Annotated in this window: 21 protein-coding genes and 1 riboswitch; of the genes, 15 read left to right on the forward strand and 6 right to left on the reverse strand. The window is 33.9% G+C overall.

What is annotated here, in order from left to right; genetic code table 11:
* Positions 1-65: 65 nt before the first annotated feature.
* Positions 66-1,619, reverse strand: a complete 1,554-nt coding sequence (locus CLV00_RS12350) for a response regulator (protein WP_099715472.1) — start codon at positions 1,617-1,619, stop codon at positions 66-68.
* 464 nt (positions 1,620-2,083) lie between these two features.
* Here CLV00_RS12350 and CLV00_RS12355 point away from each other — a divergent pair, with 464 nt between their 5' ends.
* Positions 2,084-2,299 carry a hypothetical protein gene (locus tag CLV00_RS12355; protein ID WP_143394895.1) on the forward strand — a complete coding sequence of 72 codons (216 nt, stop codon included), beginning with the start codon at positions 2,084-2,086 and terminating at the stop codon, positions 2,297-2,299.
* A gap of 137 nt (positions 2,300-2,436) precedes the next feature.
* Here the strand turns inward: CLV00_RS12355 and CLV00_RS12360 are convergent, their stop codons facing one another.
* On the reverse strand, positions 2,437-3,438 hold the full coding sequence (locus tag CLV00_RS12360) for a transposase (RefSeq protein WP_099714043.1): 1,002 nt from the start codon (positions 3,436-3,438) through the stop codon (positions 2,437-2,439).
* 335 nt (positions 3,439-3,773) lie between these two features.
* On the opposite strand from CLV00_RS12360, the gene CLV00_RS12365 reads away from it, so the two are divergent.
* The 4 genes from CLV00_RS12365 (at position 3,774) to CLV00_RS12380 (ending at position 6,580) form a co-directional block, all read left to right on the forward strand.
* Positions 3,774-4,175, forward strand: coding sequence for a hypothetical protein (locus tag CLV00_RS12365; protein ID WP_143394896.1), 402 nt, complete (start codon positions 3,774-3,776; stop codon positions 4,173-4,175).
* Between the two features lie 178 nt (positions 4,176-4,353).
* The gene (locus CLV00_RS12370; RefSeq protein WP_099715475.1) at positions 4,354-5,436 is read left to right on the forward strand and encodes an acyltransferase; all 1,083 of its coding nucleotides are present in this window, start codon (positions 4,354-4,356) and stop codon (positions 5,434-5,436) included.
* Between the two features lie 91 nt (positions 5,437-5,527).
* Positions 5,528-6,067, forward strand: a complete 540-nt coding sequence (locus CLV00_RS12375; RefSeq protein ID WP_099715476.1) for a GNAT family N-acetyltransferase — start codon at positions 5,528-5,530, stop codon at positions 6,065-6,067.
* Between the two features lie 33 nt (positions 6,068-6,100).
* A complete protein-coding gene (locus CLV00_RS12380) occupies positions 6,101-6,580 on the forward strand; it encodes a GyrI-like domain-containing protein (protein ID WP_099715477.1) in 480 nt (159 codons plus the stop codon).
* A 116-nt stretch (positions 6,581-6,696) separates the two neighbouring features.
* Here the strand turns inward: CLV00_RS12380 and CLV00_RS12385 are convergent, their stop codons facing one another.
* Genes CLV00_RS12385 through CLV00_RS12400 form a run of 4 tightly spaced genes read right to left on the reverse strand, consistent with a single transcriptional unit; the run spans position 6,697 to position 12,921 of the window.
* Positions 6,697-8,097 carry an efflux transporter outer membrane subunit gene (locus CLV00_RS12385; RefSeq protein ID WP_099716331.1) on the reverse strand — a complete coding sequence of 467 codons (1,401 nt, stop codon included), beginning with the start codon at positions 8,095-8,097 and terminating at the stop codon, positions 6,697-6,699.
* Positions 8,087-11,257, reverse strand: coding sequence for an efflux RND transporter permease subunit (locus CLV00_RS12390; protein WP_099715478.1), 3,171 nt, complete (start codon positions 11,255-11,257; stop codon positions 8,087-8,089). The genes CLV00_RS12385 and CLV00_RS12390 overlap by 11 nt, the downstream gene beginning before the upstream one ends.
* Positions 11,258-11,290: 33 nt before the next feature.
* A complete protein-coding gene (locus CLV00_RS12395) occupies positions 11,291-12,397 on the reverse strand; it encodes an efflux RND transporter periplasmic adaptor subunit (protein WP_099715479.1) in 1,107 nt (368 codons plus the stop codon).
* Between the two features lie 35 nt (positions 12,398-12,432).
* Positions 12,433-12,921, reverse strand: a complete 489-nt coding sequence (locus CLV00_RS12400; RefSeq protein WP_099715480.1) for a GbsR/MarR family transcriptional regulator — start codon at positions 12,919-12,921, stop codon at positions 12,433-12,435.
* Positions 12,922-13,163: 242 nt separating this feature from the next.
* On the opposite strand from CLV00_RS12400, the gene CLV00_RS12405 reads away from it, so the two are divergent.
* The 10 genes from CLV00_RS12405 (at position 13,164) to CLV00_RS12450 (ending at position 22,222) form a co-directional block, all read left to right on the forward strand.
* Positions 13,164-13,958 carry a DUF1080 domain-containing protein gene (locus CLV00_RS12405; protein WP_099715481.1) on the forward strand — a complete coding sequence of 265 codons (795 nt, stop codon included), beginning with the start codon at positions 13,164-13,166 and terminating at the stop codon, positions 13,956-13,958.
* Between the two features lie 123 nt (positions 13,959-14,081).
* The gene (locus CLV00_RS12410; RefSeq protein WP_099716332.1) at positions 14,082-15,311 is read left to right on the forward strand and encodes an HD domain-containing protein; all 1,230 of its coding nucleotides are present in this window, start codon (positions 14,082-14,084) and stop codon (positions 15,309-15,311) included.
* Positions 15,312-15,351: 40 nt separating this feature from the next.
* The gene (gene lpxD / locus CLV00_RS12415; protein ID WP_099715482.1) at positions 15,352-16,395 is read left to right on the forward strand and encodes a UDP-3-O-(3-hydroxymyristoyl)glucosamine N-acyltransferase; all 1,044 of its coding nucleotides are present in this window, start codon (positions 15,352-15,354) and stop codon (positions 16,393-16,395) included.
* On the forward strand, positions 16,388-17,776 hold the full coding sequence (locus CLV00_RS12420; RefSeq protein ID WP_099716333.1) for a bifunctional UDP-3-O-[3-hydroxymyristoyl] N-acetylglucosamine deacetylase/3-hydroxyacyl-ACP dehydratase: 1,389 nt from the start codon (positions 16,388-16,390) through the stop codon (positions 17,774-17,776). Before lpxD ends, CLV00_RS12420 begins: the two co-directional genes overlap by 8 nt.
* Positions 17,777-17,846: 70 nt before the next feature.
* Complete coding sequence (gene lpxA, locus CLV00_RS12425; RefSeq protein ID WP_099715483.1) at positions 17,847-18,632, forward strand: acyl-ACP--UDP-N-acetylglucosamine O-acyltransferase; 786 nt, start codon at positions 17,847-17,849, stop codon at positions 18,630-18,632.
* Positions 18,633-18,687: 55 nt separating this feature from the next.
* Complete coding sequence (gene efp, locus CLV00_RS12430) at positions 18,688-19,254, forward strand: elongation factor P (protein ID WP_099715484.1); 567 nt, start codon at positions 18,688-18,690, stop codon at positions 19,252-19,254.
* A 69-nt stretch (positions 19,255-19,323) separates the two neighbouring features.
* Positions 19,324-20,253, forward strand: coding sequence for a UDP-3-O-(3-hydroxymyristoyl)glucosamine N-acyltransferase (locus CLV00_RS12435; protein WP_099715485.1), 930 nt, complete (start codon positions 19,324-19,326; stop codon positions 20,251-20,253).
* Between the two features lies 1 nt (position 20,254).
* The gene (locus CLV00_RS12440; protein WP_099715486.1) at positions 20,255-20,617 is read left to right on the forward strand and encodes a hypothetical protein; all 363 of its coding nucleotides are present in this window, start codon (positions 20,255-20,257) and stop codon (positions 20,615-20,617) included.
* A 94-nt stretch (positions 20,618-20,711) separates the two neighbouring features.
* Positions 20,712-21,584, forward strand: coding sequence for a succinate--CoA ligase subunit alpha (gene sucD / locus CLV00_RS12445; protein ID WP_035672307.1), 873 nt, complete (start codon positions 20,712-20,714; stop codon positions 21,582-21,584).
* Positions 21,585-21,799: 215 nt separating this feature from the next.
* A complete protein-coding gene (locus CLV00_RS12450; RefSeq protein ID WP_099715487.1) occupies positions 21,800-22,222 on the forward strand; it encodes a hypothetical protein in 423 nt (140 codons plus the stop codon).
* Positions 22,223-22,348: 126 nt separating this feature from the next.
* Positions 22,349-22,445, forward strand: a riboswitch (SAM-I-IV-variant riboswitch).
* Positions 22,446-22,486 lie beyond the last annotated feature (41 nt).

Genomic DNA, 22,486 nt, shown 5'->3' on the forward strand with positions numbered 1-22,486 from the left:
AAAATTGTTTAAAGTTTAAAGTTTAAGGTTCTACCAAAAACTGAAAACGGAGTCTGACTACTTTTTTATTTCGGATTAAAAACTAAAAACGGAATAATCATTTCTTCCAATGAAATTCCACCGTGTTGATACGTATTTTTGTAATAACTTACATAATGATTGTAGTTGTTGACGTACGCCAAAAACAAATCATTTTTTGCAAAAATATAAGAACTGCTCATATTTATGGTAGGTAAGCCAACATTTTTTGGTTCTTTTACCGCATAAACATCTTTGTGTTCGTAAGTCAAACTACGTCCGGTTTTGTAACGTAAATTCAAACTGGTGTTTTTATCACCCACCACTTTCGAAGGATTTTTTACGTTTATCGTTCCGTGATCTGTAGTTAAAATCAATTTGAAACCCATTTTTTGAGCCTGTTGAATGATTTCTAACAGTGGGGAATTTTTAAACCAACTCAACGTAAGCGAACGATACGCTTTATCATCAGAGGCCAGTTCTTTTACAACATCCATTTCTGTTTTCGCATGCGAAAGCATATCCACAAAGTTGTAAACTATGGTAACCAAATCATTATCTTTTAAGGCTTTAAAACTTTCGGCTAATTTTTTTCCGCCTGCAAGACTGGTTATTTTAAAATAATCTTCCTTGATATTCAAACCCAATCGTTTCAATTGTGCTGTCAAAAATTCGGCTTCAAAAAGGTTTTTTCCACCTTCTTCCGGGTCATTTTTCCAGTATTGCGGAAACTGTTTTTCCATTTCCAATGGCGTTAAACCGGAGAAAATTGCGTTTCTCGCATATTGTGTTGCGGTAGGAAGAATAGAGTAGTAGGGCACTTCTTTTTCCAGTTTATAGTAATTTCCCACCACGCTTTCAAAGGCTTTCCATTGGTCGTAACGCAGGTTGTCAATCACTACAAACAAAATTGGCTTGTCTTTTTTCTTGAGTTCTGGAAGCACTAATTCTTTGAATAACGTGTGCGATTGAACCGGTTTATCCGCTTTTGGCGCAAACCAATCCTCATAATTGCGCTCAATGAATTTTCCAAATTGTGAATTGGCTTCTGTTTTTTGGGATTCCAAAATTTCAACCATACCCTGATCGTCTATATTTTCCAATTCCAGTTCCCAAAAAATCAATTTTTTATACAACTCAATCCAGTCTTCATAGGAATTTACCATCGCCATTTCCATGGTAATTTTTCTAAATTCTTTCTGATAATCCAGCGTTGTTTTTTGCGAAATCAATCGGGAATGATCCAGATTTTTCTTCAAGCTCAACAAAATCTGGTTCGGATTCACGGGTTTAATCAAATAATCGGCAATTTTAGAACCTATGGCTTCCTCCATAATGTATTCTTCCTCGCTTTTAGTAATCATAATCATGGGAACCGAAGATTTTTTCTCCTTCATTTCTGATAAGGTTTCCAAGCCGCTCATTCCGGGCATATTTTCATCCAAGAAAACAATATCAAAATTGTTTTCCTCAAAAATTGCAATCGCGTCAAGCCCGTTGTTACAAGTCGTTACCTCGTAATTTTTCTTTTCCAGAAATAAGATATGTGGTTTCAAAAGGTCGATTTCATCATCTACCCAAAGTATTTTTATTTTATCCATAATTGTATAAACAAGTGTTCTAAAGTACTATTTAAAGTGCCAAATTACATTTTTTTGCAACGGCTACCTGCTAATATTATGATAATTTTTTAACATACTTACGCTACATTTTATAAAACTGCAATTCGCTTTCGTTCTGTATTAGGTTTGTTCTTGGGCGTGCCCCATTCTACGTAAACTTCGTCCGGGTCGGGCTGTACGCTGTATCTTTCCTTTTTAAAGAAAAAAGGAAAGGATGCCGCTTCCATCCCTCACGCACTTGCGAGAATGATTGGGGCTTAGTACTACATTTTGATTGGAAAAGTTCTCAGAAAACAAAACTAGATTGTATTATTTGTAATGAATTTATTATATATTTGAAAATAACAAAAATCTGATATTTATCAAATAGGTAGTTACCAATCATTGTCATAGAAACGCAAATGATGATGCGCAATAATAAAATATTAAACAAATACAGAAATATGAAAAAAATCCTTCTCGTTTCTATTGCATTTATTTGGATTGGCTGTTTAACAATTTTAATAATCGCTTTAACGGATTTATATCCAAATAATATATTTCAAGAATATCAACTATTGGTTGGAATTGCTTTTATTTCAATTACAGGATTCTTAAGGATAATATTTAATAAAATTACTGTTGAGCAGGCAAAGAAGAAACAAAATTCAATTATATAAAATTAACTGCTGGTAAAAGCTACTACAACGAATTTGGGCAATAGTCTTAATGGAAAGCTGGTTTTGTATTTGGGATGATTTGCTTCGCCTGTTCGCTATCGCATTCTATGATGAAAAACAAGTAAAAATTGTTAAAACTACGATGCAAATTTATACGTGTTTATATATGAAGTTTCTCTGTTAATGACAGCAAAAACCCTGCTTATAAGTTTGCATCTAATATTGTTTAAAACAAGCATAGAATTTTTTCCTTCAGCCTTTTTCTTATTGTAATATTCTTTTAATTGAGGATCATACTTCAATGTGGTCATAGCGCACATTTGCAGCAAGGATTTTATTTTTTTATCAGCCATATGATTTACTTTAGTCCTGCCTTTTATACTAGAGCCGGAGCTGCATTCAAATGGGGCAACTCCAGAATAACAGGCAAATTGTCTCCAATTTTTAAAAGCCGTAAATCCTTTTGTGGCAATGATTAAATATATGCTGGTTTGTTCCCCTATTCCAGGAATGGTTCTGATGAGTTGAGTCTGTTTGTTCAACTGAGCATTTGCTTTGATGATTTCTTTCATCTTGGTTTCTATTTTGCGGATAGCATTTCTAATGGTTTTGGTTAAACTTTGATTGATTGATGATACTTCCTTGAAAACTTCTTTACTTGCAAAACCCTTATTTTCCTTAGTTGTTTCTAAAAGCAATAATGATTTAAGCATTTTTTCTCTTTCGGTATACAGAATTTTTAGTTTTTGAATGTCTATAGCTGTCAAAGTAAAAAGTTTGAGTTTGTCAATATTTCTATAGCTGTAATAGGCAATATCTTTAGCGTCTGATTTATCGGTTTTTCCTCTTGAAATCCCCTTTGATCTTTTTATTTCAACGGCTGGGACAATCCATAAATCTAACTTTAAATCCATTGAAGCAGACGAAAGATGATTGGTATAAACCCCTGTGTTTTCACAACAAAAAAGAGTTTGATTTATGTCAATCTTCTTGCTTAGATTTTTGACAAACAGACTAATGCTTTTTATGTTGTTTTCAACAACAAAATGTTCCGATTTCAAAGAAGAAACATCAAGAATAGTGATATCTAATTTTAGTTTTGAAATATCAATACCCACATAAAATAAATAGTTTTTCATAACTTTGGATTTAGGATAAACAAAAATGTTGAACTTCTTTAGAGCCTTTATTAGACCTTGATGTCTATCATTCTATTTGAAGCAATTCAACGGGTTCAAGGAGAAGGCAGAGGACTAATGCGATAGTTAAGTCTTAAGCTTAGCTCGGGTGAAAGTTCACCTCTGCTTTCCTTTGAATAAATTTAATGTTTTTTACTCTAACACAAAGTAAAGGCTCGAGTGGCAAATCCGAAGAATGGGCTTAATTTAGTCCGAATCCCGCTGTAGTGACAGAACGTTAGCAGTAATGTTGCCCGTGAAGAAGAACATATGATTAACAAAACCAAAATGGATTAATGAAAAAAATTAAAAACATTTTAATACTCATAATAAGTTCACAATTATTAATGAGTTGCGACCCTCCACACTTTATTGATTTTATAAATAAAACTGATTCAAATGTAAAAGTAAAGTTTAATCTAAATCCTAAAGTTGAGAATTATGATTTGGAAAGAATAACAACTAACGATTCTATAGTTTTTAACATAAAACCAAAAGACACAGCAAATTTGCATTTTGGAATCGGAAGTTGGTCAGACAAACAAATTGAAGAATTAACAAGTTCAATCAATAATATTGAAATAGAAACTCAAAATATTAAAACAATTTATAAAACAAAAAAATCTATAGACGATATTTTCAAAGAAAATCGACACGGATTTTGGTTTAAAACTAAAATAGAAATTAGCATTAAATAAAAAACACTACTGCCAACATCTACTACAACGGATTTGGGCAATTGGCTTAATGAAAAATGGTTTTGTATTTTGAAAATTTGTACTTAACCAAAAAAACAAATATTAATTTAATCCCAAATCCGCTGTATTAATAAAGCGTTGCTAGAAACAGAATTTATTAAAATAAGATTAATACTTCATGACCAAAATAGATTCCACCATTTTAAAACCAAAACGACATTTTGAAATCCTTGATGGGTTAAGAGGAATAGCAGCTTTGTCCATTGTACTTTTTCATTTTATGGAGATCGTTTATCAGCCTAGCAAAAATTTCATTGCGCATGGTTTTCTTGCGGTTGACTTTTTCTTTTGTTTGTCCGGATTTGTGATTGCCTATGCCTATCATCAGGAGCGTATTGAAAAAATGGGAATTGCAGCGTTTTTTAAAACAAGGCTCATCCGATTGCATCCTTTGGTTATTTTTGGTTCGGTCTTGGGTTTGTTGGCTTTTCTTTTTGATCCTTTTAGCAGTCATCCTGAAACCTACGAAACGGGTAAATTGATTCTGATATTTCTGGCTTCCGTATTTCTTGTTCCTTTTCAAGCAATGCCAGACCGATATTTCAACTTGTTCGGTTTAAATGCACCTGCTTGGTCTTTGTTTTGGGAATATGTTGCCAACATTCTGTATGCACTTTTTCTGTACAAATTGAGCCGTCGTTCGCTGTTTTTGCTAACTATTTTGGCTGGGGTAGGACTCTGTTTTGTCAGCTATCGTGCGGGAGGTTCCTTGCTGGGCGGATGGAATGGAGAAACCTTTTGGGATGGTGCTGCCCGTATTTCGTATTCTTTTTTAGTTGGGATGTTGATTTTTCGTTCCAATTGGATTATTAAATCAAAACTCGGTTTCATCAGTCTGTCTGTATTACTAATGTTGGCCTTTTTAATACCTTTTACGGAATGGAACTGGTTGACTGAACCTTTGGTGGTCTTGTTCTATTTTCCGTTGTTGATTGCATTGGGAGCCGGAGCTACGCTAACGGAAGGATTTAGAAAACTGTGCATCTTCTCCGGAAAAATATCGTATCCTTTATACATGACGCATTATGCAGTGATGTGGATATTCGCAAACTATTATACAACGTACAAACCAGAAACGACTGAGCTGTTTTTTATCATCTCAATAGGAACACTATTGTTGGTTGGCTTCGCTTATTTAACAATGGTTTTTTATGATATTCCAATCCGAAAGTATTTAACGGATAGGAGAAAGAAGGTTTAATTTTAAAACGGTTCTTTTATTTGGTATTAAAGAAATAAGCAAGTAGAATATCAAGAGATTTTTGAAAACGATACAATTATTAAAACAAAAAATGAACACTATAATTCTCAAAACGGAACGATTAATACTAAGACCAATCACATTATTGGATTTGGATTATGTTCACGAATTACATTCTTTGAAAGAAACAGATGAATTTAATACATTAGGAATTCCAAATAATATTGAAGAAACAAAACTACTTTTAGAAAAGTGGATTTTTGAAAACAATAAAGAACTTGCGACCCATTTTACTTTTGCGGTGGAATTAAATACCGGAAACCAAATGATAGGATTAATAGGAATCAATTTGGGGAAAGTAAAATATAAAAATGCCGAAGTTTGGTTCAAATTCCACAAAGACCATTGGAACAAAGGCTACGCTACTGAAGCGTTGAAAGAAATTCTCCGTTTTGGATTTGAAGGACTGAATTTGCATCGTATTGAAGCAGGTTGCGCAGTGGGAAATATTGGTTCTATCAGCGTTTTGGAAAAAACCGGAATGACAAGAGAAGCCCACACCCGAAAATTATTACCATTGTCATCTGGCTGGTCCGATAATTACGGTTACGCTATTTTAGCTACTGATTAGCCATTTGTCCAATCTAAAAAAGCAACTTTTTATATGAATCCAAGAATTGAAATACTACCGGAGAAAAAATTAATTGGCAAACGAATAACACTTTCGCTTTCCAATAATAAAACTGCAGAACTTTGGAAAAGTTTTATGCCCAGACGAAAGGAAATCCAAAATAATATTGGTGCCGATTTGTATTCCATGCAAAAATATGATGCGTCGTATTTTAATACTTTTAACCCCAATACTGAATTCGAAAAATGGGCAGCCGTTGCTGTAACTGATTTTAATGAAATTCCAGAAGCCATGGAACCGATTATTTTGGCTGGAGGATTGTATGCGGTTTTTGTTCACAAAGGAGATGTATCGACCGCTTCAAACACATTTCAGTATATTTTTGGAACTTGGTTGCCCAACTCTGAATACGTTTTGGATGACAGATTCCATTTTGAATTATTAGGGGAAAAATACAAGAATAACGATCCCAGTTCCGAAGAGGAAATTTGGATTCCAATCCAACTGAAATAATTTTCGAAATTAATTATCAAAAAGAAAAATGGTATAAATGACAAAACCACTGCCGGTACAAAAAGCAGTGGTTTTGAAACAAACAGGAATCAATAATAATTAGTCAAGCAATCTCATTATTGCCAGCCACCACCAAGGGCCCTGTACAATTGAATTATCGCTTTATATTGTTGGAATTTATTGTCTATCAAGCTTAGTTCCGCATTCAAAGCATTGTCTTTTACAGTCAAAACTTCTAAATAATTGGCTAAACCGTACGTCAACAATTCATCCGAATAATCAGTGGCTTTATTCAAAGCATCGACTTGTTTTTCTCTAACGGTGAGTTTATATGTTTCATTATTGTATTGTGCCAATGCATCCGAAACTTCTTTTCCAGCAGTTAATAACGACTGCTCAAACTGAAGATAGGCTTTTTCCTGATTGGCTTTTGCAATTTCGAACCTCGTTTTAATTTGTCTTTGATTGAAAATAGGTTGCGTTAATCCCGTAACTATATTTGCAAAAATCGAATTGGCACTAAACCATTCTTTTAAATCAATACTCTGAAGTCCGCCTGTTGCAGTAAGTTTTAATGTTGGATAAAAATTACTTTTGGCAACATTTGTCTGTTCAAAATTTGAAATCAAGTTGTATTCAGCGGCAATCACGTCAGGTCTGTTTCGCAACAATGTCGCAGGCACACCAAGTGTAATTGTTGGTTGTATGGATTGTGACTCAAATGTGCTTCTTTCTATTTTAGCGGAACCTTCACCCATAAGAATACTCATGGTATTTTCAAGAATGATAATGCTATTTTTTAAATCGGCAATGATAATTTCGGTAGCATATTTCTGTGCTTCGGTTTGCTTCACGCCAACTTCGGTTACATTTCCTGCTTTTTTTAATGCAACAATAGTTTCAACACTTTGGTTTCTGTTAACCAATGTTTTCTCCGCTAATTTTATTTGTGCATCAACCGAAAGCAATTGATAATACGTAGCTGCAATGTTAGCAATCAATTGCGTTTTCACAGCTTGATTTGCAGCTGTTGTTTGTAGATAAGCAGCATTTACAGCACGCTTATTACTTCTTATTTTCCCCCAAATATCAGCTTCCCAAGAAAGACTTCCTGTAAATTGATATTGATCGGTACTTCTGTCTTGCAGCAATGCTCCAAACTGACTGTTCTTAGAAAGTTCTTGGTGCGTCCAATCGGCACCTGCAGAAAGAGTAGGGAAGTATCCCGCTTTTCCTTGTTTCATGGTTGCTTCTGCCGCTGCAATATTTTGCATGGCAATTTTGATATCAAGGTTGTTTTCTAATCCTTTTTTGATGTATCCCTGCAAAAGAGGATCTGTGAAAACATTGTTCCAAGCTACATTCGCAAGTGAAATGGTGTCGGTGGAAACCACTTCATTTCGATACAAATTTTCCGTTTTTAATTCCGGTCGTTTGTAATCTTTGGCGACAAAGCAAGACTGCATCAGTATTGCTGTAACTCCCAAGAGTGTGATTCTGTATATATTATTTTTCATTTTTTTCATCTAAAAGTGTAACATCTGATTCCTGATTTTCTACAGGAAGTGGTTTTGTAGAAATTTTTTCCTGCAGGGTTTGGAAAACGATAAACAATACCGGAATAACAAATACCCCAAAAATGGTTCCGATTAACATTCCGCCAATTGCTCCAGTTCCAATAGCATTGTTTCCAACAGCTCCAGCTCCTTTAGCTAACATTAAAGGCAATAATCCGAAGATAAATGCAAATGATGTCATCAAAATAGGACGTAAACGGGCAACAGCACCATGAATAGCAGCTTGCGTAATACTCATTCCTTTTTTCCTGGAATCTACAGAAAACTCGACTATCAAAATGGCGTTTTTAGCGAGCAATCCAATAAGCATAATAAGTGTTATTTGTAAGTAAATGTTGTTACTCACATTGAATAAATAAGCAAATAGATAAGCTCCTGCTAAACCAATAGGCAATGAAATTAATACGGCAAAAGGCAACATATAACTTTCATATTGAGCGGCTAACAAGAAATATACAAAAACCAAGCACAATAAGAAAATATATAATGTCTGACCGCCTGCACTAATTTCCTCACGAGTCATTCCTGAATACTCGTAACCATATCCAACAGGTAAGCTTTGACTTGCCACTTCTTCAACTGCTTTAATCGCATCACCAGAACTGAAACCTTCATTTGGTGCACCAGTGATTTTTACCGATGTAAATAAATTGAAACGTTCAATTGCCTGTGGACCAAATACTTTTACTAAAGTCACAAATTGTGAAATAGGAGCCATCTGACCGGTATTATTTCTAACCAATACTTTATTCAATGATTCAGGATTACTTCTAAACTCAGGATCAGATTGGTAAACTACTCGATATTGTTTTCCAAATTTGTTAAAATTAGAGGCATAAACTCCACCATAATAGCCTTGCATGGTTCCTAAAATATCAGTTACTGTTAAACCTGATTTTTTTATGGCAGCAACATTCAAATCAATTCGGTATTGCGGGTAATTTGGAGAAAAAGAAGTAGCAGCATATTTGATTTCGGGACGGCTGTTTAAAGCGGCCAAAAATTTATTATTTACTTCACTTAACTCTTGGATAGAACCTCCTTTTTGATCTTGCAATTGAAATTCAAAACCATTGGTGAAACCAAAACCAACAAGAGTAGGACGAGCAAAATAGAGTACTTTCGCATCTTTAATTGCAGCGGTACGCTTAAATAGTTCAGCTACAACAGCTGTTATTTCCTGATTGGCATCTTTACGTTCTGCCCAGGTTTTCAATTTTACAATGACCATTCCGTAGTTACTACCAGTACCACTTATTAAACTACGACCTGAAATACGAAGCACTTCTTTTATTTCTGGAATGTCTTTTACTTTATTTTCAATTTGCAACAATACTTCCTCAGTTCTTTCTAATGAAGTTCCGGGTGGAAGTGAAACATCCGAAAGAATGGCACCTGTATCTTCACCAGGTACAAAAGCCTTTGGTGTAATATTTAATAACAAGATAAAAATCCCTGCAAAAACCGCAATTCCTAAAAAGGCTAACCATTTGCGTTTTATAAAAAACTCAACTGATCTTTTGTATTTGGCGGTTGTTGTTTCAAATCCAGCATTAAATGCAGTGTAAAAACGCTCCATAAAACCCTTTTTCTTGGAACTTTTATCGTGTTCTTTTAAGAAAATAGCACATAATGCAGGAGAAAGCGTTAAGGCGTTAATAGCTGATAATACAATTGAAACGGCTAAAGTTAATCCAAACTGTTTGTAGAAAACTCCTGCAGAACCACTGATAAATGATACAGGAATAAATACCGCCGACATAACAAGTGTAATGGAAATAATAGCACTACTTATATCTTGCATGGCACTGTGAGCCGCTTTTTTTGGATCGTGTTCTCCAGCTTCCATTTTGGCATGGACGGCTTCGACCACTACAATCGCATCATCAACCACAATTCCGACGGCAAGTACTAAGGCAAAAAGCGTTAATAAGTTAATGGTAAAGCCAAATAGACTTAGGAAAAAGAAAGTTCCCACAATAGCCACAGGTACAGAAATTGCAGGTATAAGAGTTGATCTCCAATCTTGTAAGAAGATAAAAACTACAATAAATACTAATAAAAAGGCTTCTATTAAGGTATGAATCACTTTTGTGATAGATTCATCTAAGAAGTCATTTGCATTAATTAATGTCGCGTATTTTACCCCTTTAGGGAAATTTACTTCTGCTTGATCCAATACTTTTAAGGATCCTTCAATTACTTCTTGTGCATTAGATCCTGCAGTTTGTGCAATAGCAATTGCAATAGATTTGTTCCCGTTTGTATAGGCATTACTGGCATAATTTACAGCTCCCAATTCAATTTTTGCAACATCACCTAGCTTAAGGATTTCTCCATTTTCGGTTGAACGAACAATAATTTCTTCAAACTCTTTTGCATTTTGTAAACGCCCTTTGTATTTTAATGTATATTGAAACGATTGGTCGCCACTTTCACCCAATTGACCCGGAGCTGCTTCAATATTTTGCTCAGCTAATAACGTTGTAATATCCGAAGGAACCAGTCCATAAGCTCCCATTACATCTGGCTTAAGCCAAATACGCATAGAGTAGTCTTTTTGACCAAAAATCATTGCTTCTCCAACTCCGGCTACACGTTTTATTTTTGGTAAAATATTGATGTTAGCATAATTTTGAAGAAAAACATCGTCATAATCAGGGTTTTCACTGTACAGTGATAAAATCAAAATATTATCACTTTGTCTCTTTGAAGTTGTAACACCGGCTCTTGTAACTTCTTGAGGCAATAAAGGTGTAGCACGTGATACACGATTTTGTACATTCACAGCTGCTAAATCAGGATTTGTACCTAATTTAAAGTATATATTAATGGAAGCAGAACCATCATTATTTGATGTAGAAGTCATATAAGTCATGTCTTCAACACCGTTGATTTGTTCTTCTAATGGAATTACTACCGAGTTCATTACAACTTCGGCACTTGCTCCTTGATAATTTGCTGATACAGTTACCGTAGGTGGCGCTATTTCTGGATATTGAGATACTGGAAGTGAGGTTAATCCTAAAACTCCCAAAATTACGATGATAATAGATACCACCGTTGACAATACCGGTCTGTCAATGAATTTTGAAAACATATTTTGTTATTTATTCAATAGTTAGTTTGTCAATTATTTTTTTGTTGGATTGATTATCGTATTAAAATCAACTACTTCAGGTTTAATAAGGGTTCCTTCAGTTACAATCCCAACTCCTTCAATAAGTATTTTATCGTTAATATTTAATCCGCTATCAACTACAAAAAATTTGCCTCCAGGAATTGCACGCACTTCAATTGGAACAGCTTTCACTTTGTTATCTTTATCCACAACAAGTGCCACACGCTTGTCTTGTAATTCTAATGAAGCATTTTGTGGGATAATAATAACATCTTCTAAATCTGTTGGGATTTGAATAGTTCCACTTCCTCCAGAACGCAATAATTTATTCCCGTTTGGAAAACTTGCCCTTACATTAAAGGAACCTGTTGCTGCATTGGCTTGTCCGCTAAAGGTTTCAATTTTACCCTTTTGTTCATATTGCATACCATTGCTCAAAACTAAGTTTACAGCTTTCATTTTGTTTATTTTTTCTTGAAAAGACTTTCCTTGAGCATGCATCATGATGTCCAATTGTTCTTTTTCATTTACTGAAAAATAGGCATAAATGGTACTCACATCTGAAATGCGAGTTAAAGGCTCGACTGTTTGACTGCTGACATAACTTCCCAGTCTTAAAGGTAAAGTTCCCACAATTCCATTAACCGGACTTTTTATGGTAGCATAATTAATTCTGGCAACGATACTTTGATAAGTACTTTTAGCGCTAGCTAAATTTGCTTTTGCAGTTTCTAATTGAACATCACTGATTATTTTTCTTTCTACCAAAGGGATTAAACGATTTACTTCCACTTGAGCAGCAGCAACTTTTGCTTTTGCAGCTCCAGCTTCTTGGGTTGCCGTTTGTGTCTCTAATTTAAAAAGCAATTGACCTTTTTTAACTTCTTGACCTTCTTGGACATATATTTTTTCAATATATCCATCTACTTTTGCGCGAATGTCAATATCTGTAACACCTTCTAAACTAGCAGGATATTCAGCTAATAAAGTGGTATTAGATGTTCCTATTTCGACAACTTTATAGGGCATTACAGGAGGAGCTGTTGGAGCGGTTTCTTTTTTACAGGAGAGCAAGCTTATTGATAACAAAATTGCACTTATAAAATATTTCTTTTTCATACGGGACTATTTTCTAAAATTGATTAATTATTATTTTAACTGTTATTTCTTTCTATTTCTTTGAATTTTTCGATTGTCTTAATTAAAAGTTCCTCTACTTCGCAAACGTGTGCCTTGTAGGCCTTGACATTTTCCATATTGCATCGTTCTTCAGTACACGAAATAGTTTGCTCTCTGTAAGAGATTAATTTGTCTATTATCTTTTTTTCAAAATCCAGGATTTTGATATAATTTGTTAATCTTTCACTGAATTGGGAAGGCTTAAAATATTTTTTTCGATCACCACATAAAGTGTAGTAATTTATTTTATCCATTTTTAGAAGCAGATTCAAGTTGGTTGAAATAGAGCTTTTACTGGCCCCAAGTTTTTCTACTATCTCTTCAAATGTTAACCCGGTTTTGCAACCATCAATTATTAGTAATCCTAAAATTCTGGAACCTAGTGGCGGTAAATTGTATAATAACTCAAAATGAATTCCGAACATCTCGATAAGTTCTTCTCTCTCTTTTTGTATTGCAGCCATGATTTTTTTTGCAAAATTAAAGTTAGTTCGTAATTTACCGAACTAAACGAACTTAAAATTATGTTAATTTTTTAAGAAAACGATTTCTTTGGAATTGTCAGCCTTTGGAATAAAAATCTAAAGTTTAACCATCAATTAGTTATATTTAAATTAAAAGTTAGTTCGTGAAAAAAAAATGCTTAATATTGAAAAGAGAACAATTATGCTATATTTATATTTTTTTAAACCAAATGAATTTAACTATGAAATCTAAAAACTTCAAGAACTCTTTTTTAATGATTGCCTTATTTTCTGCAACGGCAGCTATGGCGCAACACAAATATGTGAATACTCCACCTGAGGTTTCCCCAATGCCAATGAAACCCGAAATGACGGAAATTTGGGAACCGGAAGTAAAAGTAATAACGCCAGCTAAAACTCTTGGAAGTGCGCCTTCGGATGCGATTATTTTATTTGACGGTAAAAACTTAGACCAATGGGTAAGTCAAAAAGATGCAAGCAAACCTGCTGGATGGAAAATTGTTGACAAAGATTATATGGAAGTTGTTCCGGGTTCTGGAGCGATTCAAACTAAAATGGCTTTTGGTGATTGCCAGTTGCACTTGGAGTGGAGCGCACCGGATGTTGTTTTAGATGGAGGACAGGCTAGAGGAAATAGTGGTGTCTTTTTCCAAAACAGATACGAATTGCAAATATTGGATTCCTACAATAACAGAACATACAATAATGGTCAAGCCGGAAGTATTTATAAAGACCATCCACCATTGGTAAACGCTGTAAAAACGCCATTGGAATGGAATATTTATGATGTAATCTACACTGCACCAAGATTCAAAGCTGATGGCAAGATTGATGCTCCGGCGAGAATTACCGTATTTTTGAATGGTGTTTTGGTACAAAATAACACTACAATAAATGGGTTGACTCTTTATATTGGTTTGCATAATTATCCTTCATCTCATGGTGATGATGTTATTTCGCTTCAAGATCATGATTCTAAAAATCAATTCAGAAATATTTGGATTAGAAAACTTTAAAAAATTATACTAACGGAGCGCTTCAAACGCTCCGTTTTTTTTGGCTCCAAATCACAATTAGGAACAACTCTGTTTTGAAATCTAATTTACTTATATTTGTTGACCTTAAAAACAAACTTAATAGTGAGTCAAATCAATAAGCTTAAAATATTCAATGATCCCATTTATGGGTTTATTACCATTCCAAATGCCTTAATCTACGATTTAGTTCAGCATCCTTATTTTCAACGTTTGCGTCGAATTTCTCAAATGGGATTATCGTATTTAGTATATCCTGGCGCAAATCACACCCGTTTTCATCATGCTTTAGGTTGTATGCATTTGATGCAAAAAGCGGTAGATGTATTGCGTTTTAAAGGCGTTTTAATATCTCCCGAAGAAGAAAACGCATTATATATTGCTATTTTGTTGCATGATATAGGTCACGGACCGTTTTCACATGCTATGGAAAAAAGCATTGTTGAAGATGTACATCACGAAGAAATCTCTTTGCTATTTATGAACCAATTGAATGTAGAATTTAACGGTCAGTTAAGTTTGGCAATTCAGGTTTTTAAAGGGGAATACAACAGAAAATTTATGTTACAGTTGATTTCCAGTCAATTGGACATGGATCGAATGGATTATTTGAAACGCGATAGCTTTTATTCTGGAGTGGCAGAAGGAAATGTCAACTCGGAACGATTGATTCAAATGATGAATGTCGTGGACGATTATTTGGTAATTGAAGAAAAAGGAATTTACTCTGTAGAGAAATTTTTGATGTCCAGACGATTGATGTATTGGCAGGCGTATTTACACAAAACCAGTTTGGTAGCAGAGTTAATTTTGATGAAAATCTTAAAACGCGCCAAAGAATTGACTTTAAAAGGAGTGCAATTACCATGCAGCGAGCCTTTATTGTTTTTTATGCAAAACAAAGTAACCATAGATACTTTTGATGCTGAAACCTTGGATTTATTTGCTCAATTAGATGATTTTGATATTATTGGCGCATTAAAAGCTTGGCAAAAACAAGATGATTTTATATTATCATCTTTAAGCAAAATGATTGTCAATCGGGATTTATTAAAAATAAAACTAACTAGTGAAAAAGTAGCGATTGAAGAATTGCATCCACTAAAGGAGCGTTTTGCATTGGAAAATAATATTTCATTATTAGAAACTAATTATTTTATTTTTAAAGGCAAAATAAAAAATCAAGCGTATAGCAAAGAAGCCGAACCGATACGAATTTTGAAAAAAGACAGCACAATTGAGGATGTTATAGAATCTTCTGACCAGCTGAATTTAAAATCGTTATCTAAATTAGTGACTAAATATTATATCTGTTTCCCAAAACAACTGCTATAAAAAGGTCATTTAAAATCTATTTTTTTATATTTTTGTCGCAATGAAATTTACAGCAGAACAAATAGCGGGGATTTTAGAAGGTGAAGTTGTTGGGAATCCCAAGGCGGAAGTTTTTAGATTGTCAAAAATCGAAGAAGGCAGTGAGGGATCGCTAACTTTTTTATCAAATCCTAAATATCTTAATTATATATATTCTACAAAAGCCTCAGTAACAATTGTTAATGACACTTTTGTGCCAGAATCACCTTTAACCACTACATTAATAAAAGTGGAAGATGCGTATGCCGCATTTTCTAAATTATTGGAGTTTTACAATCAGGTGAAATTGAATAAAAATGGAATTGAGCAACCTTCTTTCCTTTCAGAAAGTGTAAAATACGGAGATAAGTTATATCTTGGTAGCTTTAGTTATGTGGGTGAGAATGTAGTTTTGGGTGAAAATGTAAAAATATATCCTAATTGTTTCGTGGGGGATAATGTGGTAATAGGGGATAATGTAATATTGTTCGCTGGCGCAAAAATATATTCGGAGACTGTAATTGGGAATAATTGTACCATTCATTCCGGTGCTATAATAGGCGCTGATGGTTTTGGTTTTGCACCTAATCCAGACGGAACCTACACTAAGATTCCGCAGATAGGTAATGTAATTATTGAAGATAATGTAGATATAGGCTCATGTACTACAATAGACAGAGCTACAATGGGGTCAACAATTATTAGAAAAGGAGTAAAGCTTGACAATCAAATTCAGATTGCCCATAATGTAGAAATTGGTGAGAACACCGTAATTGCTGCTCAAACAGGAGTTGCAGGTTCTACAAAAATTGGAAAAAGTGGTATGATTGGTGGACAAGTTGGAATCTCTGGACATTTAACTATTGGTAATAATGTTCGAATCCAAGCGCAATCAGGTGTGGGACGTAATATAAAAGATGATGAAATCTTGCAAGGAAGCCCTACATTTGGATACAATGATTTTAGTAAATCATATGTTCATTTTAAGAATTTGCCTAAAATTGTTGCAGAAATAGAAGAATTAAAAAAACAAATATTAAACCAAAAAAATGGAAACAATGGTTAAACAGAAGACCATCAAAACAGAAATTTCGCTAACTGGAGTTGGATTACACACAGGAAAAGAAGTAAAAATGACTTTTAAACCTGCTCCAGTAAATAATGGTTTTACTTTTGTTCGAGTAGATCTGGAAGGACAACCTATTATTGAAGCAGATGCTAATTATGTTGTAAACACGCAAAGAGGAACCAATTTAGAAAAATTAGGCGTAAAAATTCAGACACCTGAACATGTTTTAGCAGCACTAATTGGTTGCGATTTAGATAATGTAATCATCGAATTGAATGCTTCTGAACTTCCTATTATGGATGGTTCTTCAAAATATTTTGTTGAAGCGCTTGAAAAAGCAGAAATTGAAGAACAAAACGCTAAAAGAAATGTATATGTAGTAAAAGAAGTAATTTCTTTTACAGATGAAGCTTCTGGAAGTGAAATATTGGTAATGCCAAACGATCATTATTCAGTTACTGCAATGGTAGATTTTGGTACTAAAATACTTGGTACTCAAAATGCTACAATGAAAAGCATCTCAGATTTTAAAACGGAAATATCGGAGTCTAGAACCTTCAGTTTTTTACATGAATTAGAATCATTGTTAGAAAATGGTTTGATAAAAGGTGGCGATTTAAATAATGCTATTGTATACGTAGATAAAGAAATATCGGCAGCTACAATGGAAAATTTAAAAGTTGCTTTTGGAAAAGACGAAATTACAGTTAAACCAAATGGAATTTTAGACAATCTTACTTTGCATTATCCAAATGAAGCGGCAAGACACAAATTACTTGATGTAGTAGGTGATTTAGCTTTAATTGGAACAAGAATTCAAGGTAAAGTAATTGCTAATAAACCAGGACATTTTGTAAATACACAGTTTGCCAAAAAAATGGCAAAAATCATAAAAATCGAACAAAGGAATTATGTTCCTGTTTATGATTTACATCAAGAACCTTTGATGGACATTCATAAAATTATGGCTGTTTTACCTCATAGGCCACCGTTTTTATTGATTGACAGAATCATTGAAATGTCTGAAACCCATGTTGTGGGGATGAAAAATGTTACAATGAATGAGAATTTCTTTGTGGGACATTTTCCTGAAGCTCCAGTAATGCCGGGTGTTTTAATTGTTGAAGCAATGGCACAAACGGGTGGAATTCTAGTTTTAAGCACAGTTCCGGATCCTGAAAATTATTTGACTTATTTTATGAAAATAGATAATGTTAAATTCAAACATAAAGTATTGCCTGGTGATACCTTAATTTTTAAGTGTGATTTAATTACGCCTATCAGAAGAGGAATTTGTCACATGCAAGCAAATGCTTACGCAAATGGAAAACTAGTTGCTGAAGCAGAATTAATGGCACAAATTGCTAAGAAACAGTAATTTTTTTGTTGATTTGGTTAATCGTGTATTCGGTTAATCGATTAAACAGTTAAACGATTAAACAAAGAATATGAATCAACCACTAGCCTATGTTCATCCAGGCGCCAAAATCGCCAAAAATGTTGTCATTGAACCATTTACAACCATTCACAATAATGTAGTTATTGGGGACGGAACTTGGATTGGTTCGAATGTTACCATAATGGAAGGCGCAAGAATTGGAAAAAATTGTAATATATTCCCTGGTGCAGTTATTTCGGCAGTTCCACAGGATTTAAAATTTGGTGGAGAAGATTCTTTAGCAATAATTGGAGACAATTGTACCATCAGAGAATGTGTAACTATCAATAGAGGAACAATTGCATCCGGACAAACTACTTTAGGGAATAATTGTTTGGTAATGGCAACTGCACACATTGCTCATGATTGTCATATTGGCGATAATGCAATTATTGTAAATGGAGTAGCTTTGGCAGGTCACGTTACTGTAGGTAAATTTGCGGTTATCGGTGGATTGGCAGCAATACATCAATTTATTCAAATTGGTGATCATGCCATGATATCAGGTGGATCTTTGGTAAGAAAAGATGTTCCTCCTTATACAAAAGCAGCAAAAGAACCGTTGTCGTATGTTGGAATTAACTCTGTTGGATTGAGAAGACGCGGTTTTACAACTGAAAAAATCAGAGAAATTCAAGATATTTATAGAATTCTATACCAAAAAAATTACAATACAACTCAAGCTTTGGGTATTATTGAAGCAGAGATGGAAGCGACACCGGAAAGAGATGAAATCATTGATTTTATTCGAAATTCATCAAGAGGAGTAATGAAAGGATATTCTGGAAACTACTAAAAAAAGTAGTTTTTAGTTACCAAAAAATAAAAATAGTAATAAAAATAAAAAAATAATGGCATCTACATCAGATATTAAAAACGGATTGTGTATTAAATACAACAACGATATTTACAAAATCATTGAATTTCTTCATGTAAAACCAGGAAAAGGTCCTGCTTTTGTTAGAACTAAACTTAGAAGTTTAACTAACGGGAAAGTTTTGGATAACACTTTTTCTGCGGGTCATAAAATTGAAGAAGTTAGAGTAGAAAACCATAAATTCCAGTTTTTGTACCCAGAAGGTGATCAATTTCATTTTATGAATACAGAGACTTTCGAACAAATTACTTTAAACAAAAACATTTTAGACTCACCAGATTTATTGAAAGAAGGAGAAAATGTAATGGTAAGCATCAATACTGAGACTGATTTACCGCTTTCAGTAGATATGCCAGCTTCAGTTATTCTTGAAGTGACATACGCTGAGCCAGGAATTAAAGGAAATACTGCTACAAATGCAACAAAATCAGCAACTGTTGAAACGGGTGCATCTGTAAATGTCCCTTTGTTTATTAATGAAGGAGATAAAATTAAAATTGATACTGCATCAGGTTCTTACATGGAACGAGTTAAAGAATAGTTTACAGTAATCAGTGTTCAGTAATCAGATATACTGGACACTGATTGCTGAACACTGAATACTAAATAAATGAAATTCCAAAAAGTTTACTCTTTAGAAGCAATTGCAAATATCATCGGCTGTGAATATGTTGGTGATAAAGATTTTCCAGTGACTGGAATGAATGAAATACATGTTGTTGAATCTGGAGATATTGTTTTTGTGGATCATCCTAAGTATTATGACAAGGCATTAAACTCTGCAGCGACTGTTGTTTTAATCAATAAAAATGTAGCTTGTCCAGATGGAAAAGCATTGTTGATTTCTGAAGATCCTTTTAGGGATTTTAATAAATTAACAAACTATTTCAAGCCATTTCAGTTTTCGAATGTTTCTATAGCTGCTTCAGCTTCAATAGGAGAAGGAACTGTAATACAGCCTAATACGTTTGTTGGAAATCATGTTGTTATTGGAAAGAATTGTTTGATTCATTCTAATGTTTCCATTTATGATTATACCGTAATAGGCGATAATGTAATGATTCATGCAGGAACTGTTCTTGGTGCTGATGCGTTTTATTATAAAAAACGTCCTGAAGGATATGATCAATTACTTTCCGGTGGAAGAGTAGTCATCAAAGATAATGTGGGAATAGGAGCGCTTTGTACAATTGACAAAGGTGTGACTGGCGATACAACTATTGGCGAAGGCACAAAAATTGACAATCAAGTACATGTTGGCCATGATACCGTTATTGGCAAAAAATGTTTAATTGCTTCACAAACCGGAATTGCGGGTTGTGTCATTATTGAAGACGAAGTTACTATTTGGGGACAAGTAGGAACCACAAGCGGAATCACAATAGGAGCGAAGGCAGTTATTCTTGGTCAAACCGGAGTTACAAAATCAGTTGAAGGAGGAAAGTCTTATTTTGGTACACCAATAGAAGAATCAAGAGAAAAATTGAAACAACTGGCTAATATCAAGAAGATACCAGAAATTCTTAATAAACTAAAGTAATATGTCTGCTAAAGAAATCGTTCAGAAATTTTACAAATCAGATGCTCTTATTGACAGCGAAGTCATAAAAGATTTTTTGCATCCTGAAGTTATTGTTGAATGGAACAGCAGTAAGGGATTGGTTCAATTGGATTATAATTCTTTATTGAGTCTGTCTAATGATTTGAGTAAAGCCTACGTTCGTTCAAAGGTTAGAATTAGCCATATTGTAAGTGAAAATGATACCATTTCGGTGCGTTATTCTCATTTTGTGAAAACGATTGAGAATCCTAGAGAAGAAATGTTATTGGCGCATTTTATGGTTATTTGGCAAATAAAAGACAATAAACTATTTCGAGGGTATCAAATGAGTCAATTATCATAATTTAGTGTCAAAAAACTGAATACTGAATACTGATTACTGATTACTATTTTATACTTTTGCATAACAATTTTAAAAACTACATAAAAAATATATCATGAGTGTTTTAGTTAATAAAGATTCCAAAATAATTGTTCAAGGTTTTACAGGAAGCGAAGGAACTTTCCATGCTTCTCAAATGATTGAGTACGGTACTAACGTTGTTGGTGGTGTAACTCCAGGAAAAGGGGGAACTACTCACTTAGACAGACCAGTTTTCAATACTGTAAAAGATGCTGTAGAACAAGCAGGAGCTGATACAACTATCATTTTTGTTCCGCCGGCTTTTGCTGCTGATGCAATTATGGAAGCTGCAGATGCTGGAATTAAAGTAATTATTGCAATTACTGAAGGAATTCCTGTTGCTGACATGATAAAAGCAAATAGTTATGTTAAAGAAAGAAACGCAAGATTAATCGGTCCAAACTGCCCTGGAATTATTACTCCGGGTGAAGCTAAAGTTGGTATTATGCCAGGTTTTGTTTTCAAAAAAGGAACTGTTGGTATTGTTTCTAAATCTGGAACATTAACCTACGAAGCAGCTGACCAAGTAGTAAAACAAGGATTAGGAATCACTACTGCAATTGGTATTGGTGGAGACCCAATCATTGGAACAACTACAAAAGAAGCTGTTGAATTATTGATGAATGACCCAGAAACAGAATGTATCGTAATGATAGGTGAAATCGGTGGACAATTAGAAGCTGATGCTGCTCATTGGATCAAAGCGGATGGTAACCGTAAGCCAGTAGTTGGTTTCATTGCAGGAGTTACTGCTCCTCCAGGACGTACAATGGGACATGCAGGTGCTATCGTTGGTGGATCTGACGATACTGCTGAAGCTAAAAAACAAATCATGAGAGAATGTGGAATTCACGTGGTAGATTCTCCAGCTGAAATTGGTAAAAAAGTAAAAGAAGTTTTAGGTTAATCTAAACTCTAATTAAATATTTTAAAAGCCTCACAATTTGTGGGGCTTTTTTATTATAAATTGAATTAAAGAAATATCTTTGCACTTTATTAAATGCATCTGTTTTTAAGATGTAATCCTAATAAAAACAAACATAAACGAATGGTTTCTAATGGACCTCACGATTTTGTGGGGTATTTTTTTGTCGAAGCCAGTTCAAATAAAAATAAAATAATATGTACAAAGAGTTAAAAAAATTCAAAGTTAGCAATCAGTTTTCATTTACTACAGAAGATAGTTTAGCAGAAGTTTGCAATGCATCAGAAGGATCTGGAGTATTTTTAGTGTATTCAGTAGGAGATGAAAAAGAGTTAATTATGGTTGGTTCTACTGGAACTGTTCAAAATAACGGAACTTTGAAAATTAAAAATGGTGGTTTAAAAGACAAAATTGTTGAAGGACACCAATTTGCTAAAACTGGAAGAAAATATTCTTGGCCTGCACAAATGAAAATCGAAGACATCAGTACACTAGAAGTGGTTTGGTATGAGACATTCAACGATAAGACAAAAGTGATTCCAACATTTGTAGAAGGACAAGTTTTACAAAACTTCCTTGACGAAAATGGAAGACTGCCAAGATGGAATGTAGCTTTTTAATTATTTAAAGTCTGCCTTTAATATCTTAATTATAATCGCGCTACATTTTCATGTGGCGCTTTTTTTTGAATTATCTTTTTTTGGAATAAAATTAGGCTAATTTCATAAATAATTAATTACTTTTGCACCCGTTATCACGAATCCTTCAATAGGATAGCAACCTGCAACAACAAGCAAGGTGCTAAAACGATAAGCCAAATCCTTTGGAAAAAATGTTGTTGACATTCCCATATTTAGCTTTGTTTTTCGTCATAATTTTTAATT

Source organism: Flavobacterium sp. 11 (genome assembly GCF_002754315.1).
GTDB lineage: Bacteria > Bacteroidota > Bacteroidia > Flavobacteriales > Flavobacteriaceae > Flavobacterium > Flavobacterium algoritolerans.

Coding starts and splice junctions, on each gene's coding strand:
- CLV00_RS12350 (WP_099715472.1), bottom strand. CDS start 1,619: ATGGATAAAATAAAAATACTTTGGGTAGATGATGAAATCGACCTTTTG.
- CLV00_RS12355 (WP_143394895.1), top strand. CDS start 2,084: ATGAAAAAAATCCTTCTCGTTTCTATTGCATTTATTTGGATTGGCTGT.
- CLV00_RS12360 (WP_099714043.1), bottom strand. CDS start 3,438: ATGAAAAACTATTTATTTTATGTGGGTATTGATATTTCAAAACTAAAA.
- CLV00_RS12365 (WP_143394896.1), top strand. CDS start 3,774: ATGAAAAAAATTAAAAACATTTTAATACTCATAATAAGTTCACAATTA.
- CLV00_RS12370 (WP_099715475.1), top strand. CDS start 4,354: ATGACCAAAATAGATTCCACCATTTTAAAACCAAAACGACATTTTGAA.
- CLV00_RS12375 (WP_099715476.1), top strand. CDS start 5,528: ATGAACACTATAATTCTCAAAACGGAACGATTAATACTAAGACCAATC.
- CLV00_RS12380 (WP_099715477.1), top strand. CDS start 6,101: ATGAATCCAAGAATTGAAATACTACCGGAGAAAAAATTAATTGGCAAA.
- CLV00_RS12385 (WP_099716331.1), bottom strand. CDS start 8,097: ATGAAAAATAATATATACAGAATCACACTCTTGGGAGTTACAGCAATA.
- CLV00_RS12390 (WP_099715478.1), bottom strand. CDS start 11,257: ATGTTTTCAAAATTCATTGACAGACCGGTATTGTCAACGGTGGTATCT.
- CLV00_RS12395 (WP_099715479.1), bottom strand. CDS start 12,397: ATGAAAAAGAAATATTTTATAAGTGCAATTTTGTTATCAATAAGCTTG.
- CLV00_RS12400 (WP_099715480.1), bottom strand. CDS start 12,921: ATGGCTGCAATACAAAAAGAGAGAGAAGAACTTATCGAGATGTTCGGA.
- CLV00_RS12405 (WP_099715481.1), top strand. CDS start 13,164: ATGAAATCTAAAAACTTCAAGAACTCTTTTTTAATGATTGCCTTATTT.
- lpxD (WP_099715482.1), top strand. CDS start 15,352: ATGAAATTTACAGCAGAACAAATAGCGGGGATTTTAGAAGGTGAAGTT.
- CLV00_RS12420 (WP_099716333.1), top strand. CDS start 16,388: ATGGTTAAACAGAAGACCATCAAAACAGAAATTTCGCTAACTGGAGTT.
- lpxA (WP_099715483.1), top strand. CDS start 17,847: ATGAATCAACCACTAGCCTATGTTCATCCAGGCGCCAAAATCGCCAAA.
- efp (WP_099715484.1), top strand. CDS start 18,688: ATGGCATCTACATCAGATATTAAAAACGGATTGTGTATTAAATACAAC.
- CLV00_RS12435 (WP_099715485.1), top strand. CDS start 19,324: ATGAAATTCCAAAAAGTTTACTCTTTAGAAGCAATTGCAAATATCATC.
- CLV00_RS12440 (WP_099715486.1), top strand. CDS start 20,255: ATGTCTGCTAAAGAAATCGTTCAGAAATTTTACAAATCAGATGCTCTT.
- sucD (WP_035672307.1), top strand. CDS start 20,712: ATGAGTGTTTTAGTTAATAAAGATTCCAAAATAATTGTTCAAGGTTTT.
- CLV00_RS12450 (WP_099715487.1), top strand. CDS start 21,800: ATGTACAAAGAGTTAAAAAAATTCAAAGTTAGCAATCAGTTTTCATTT.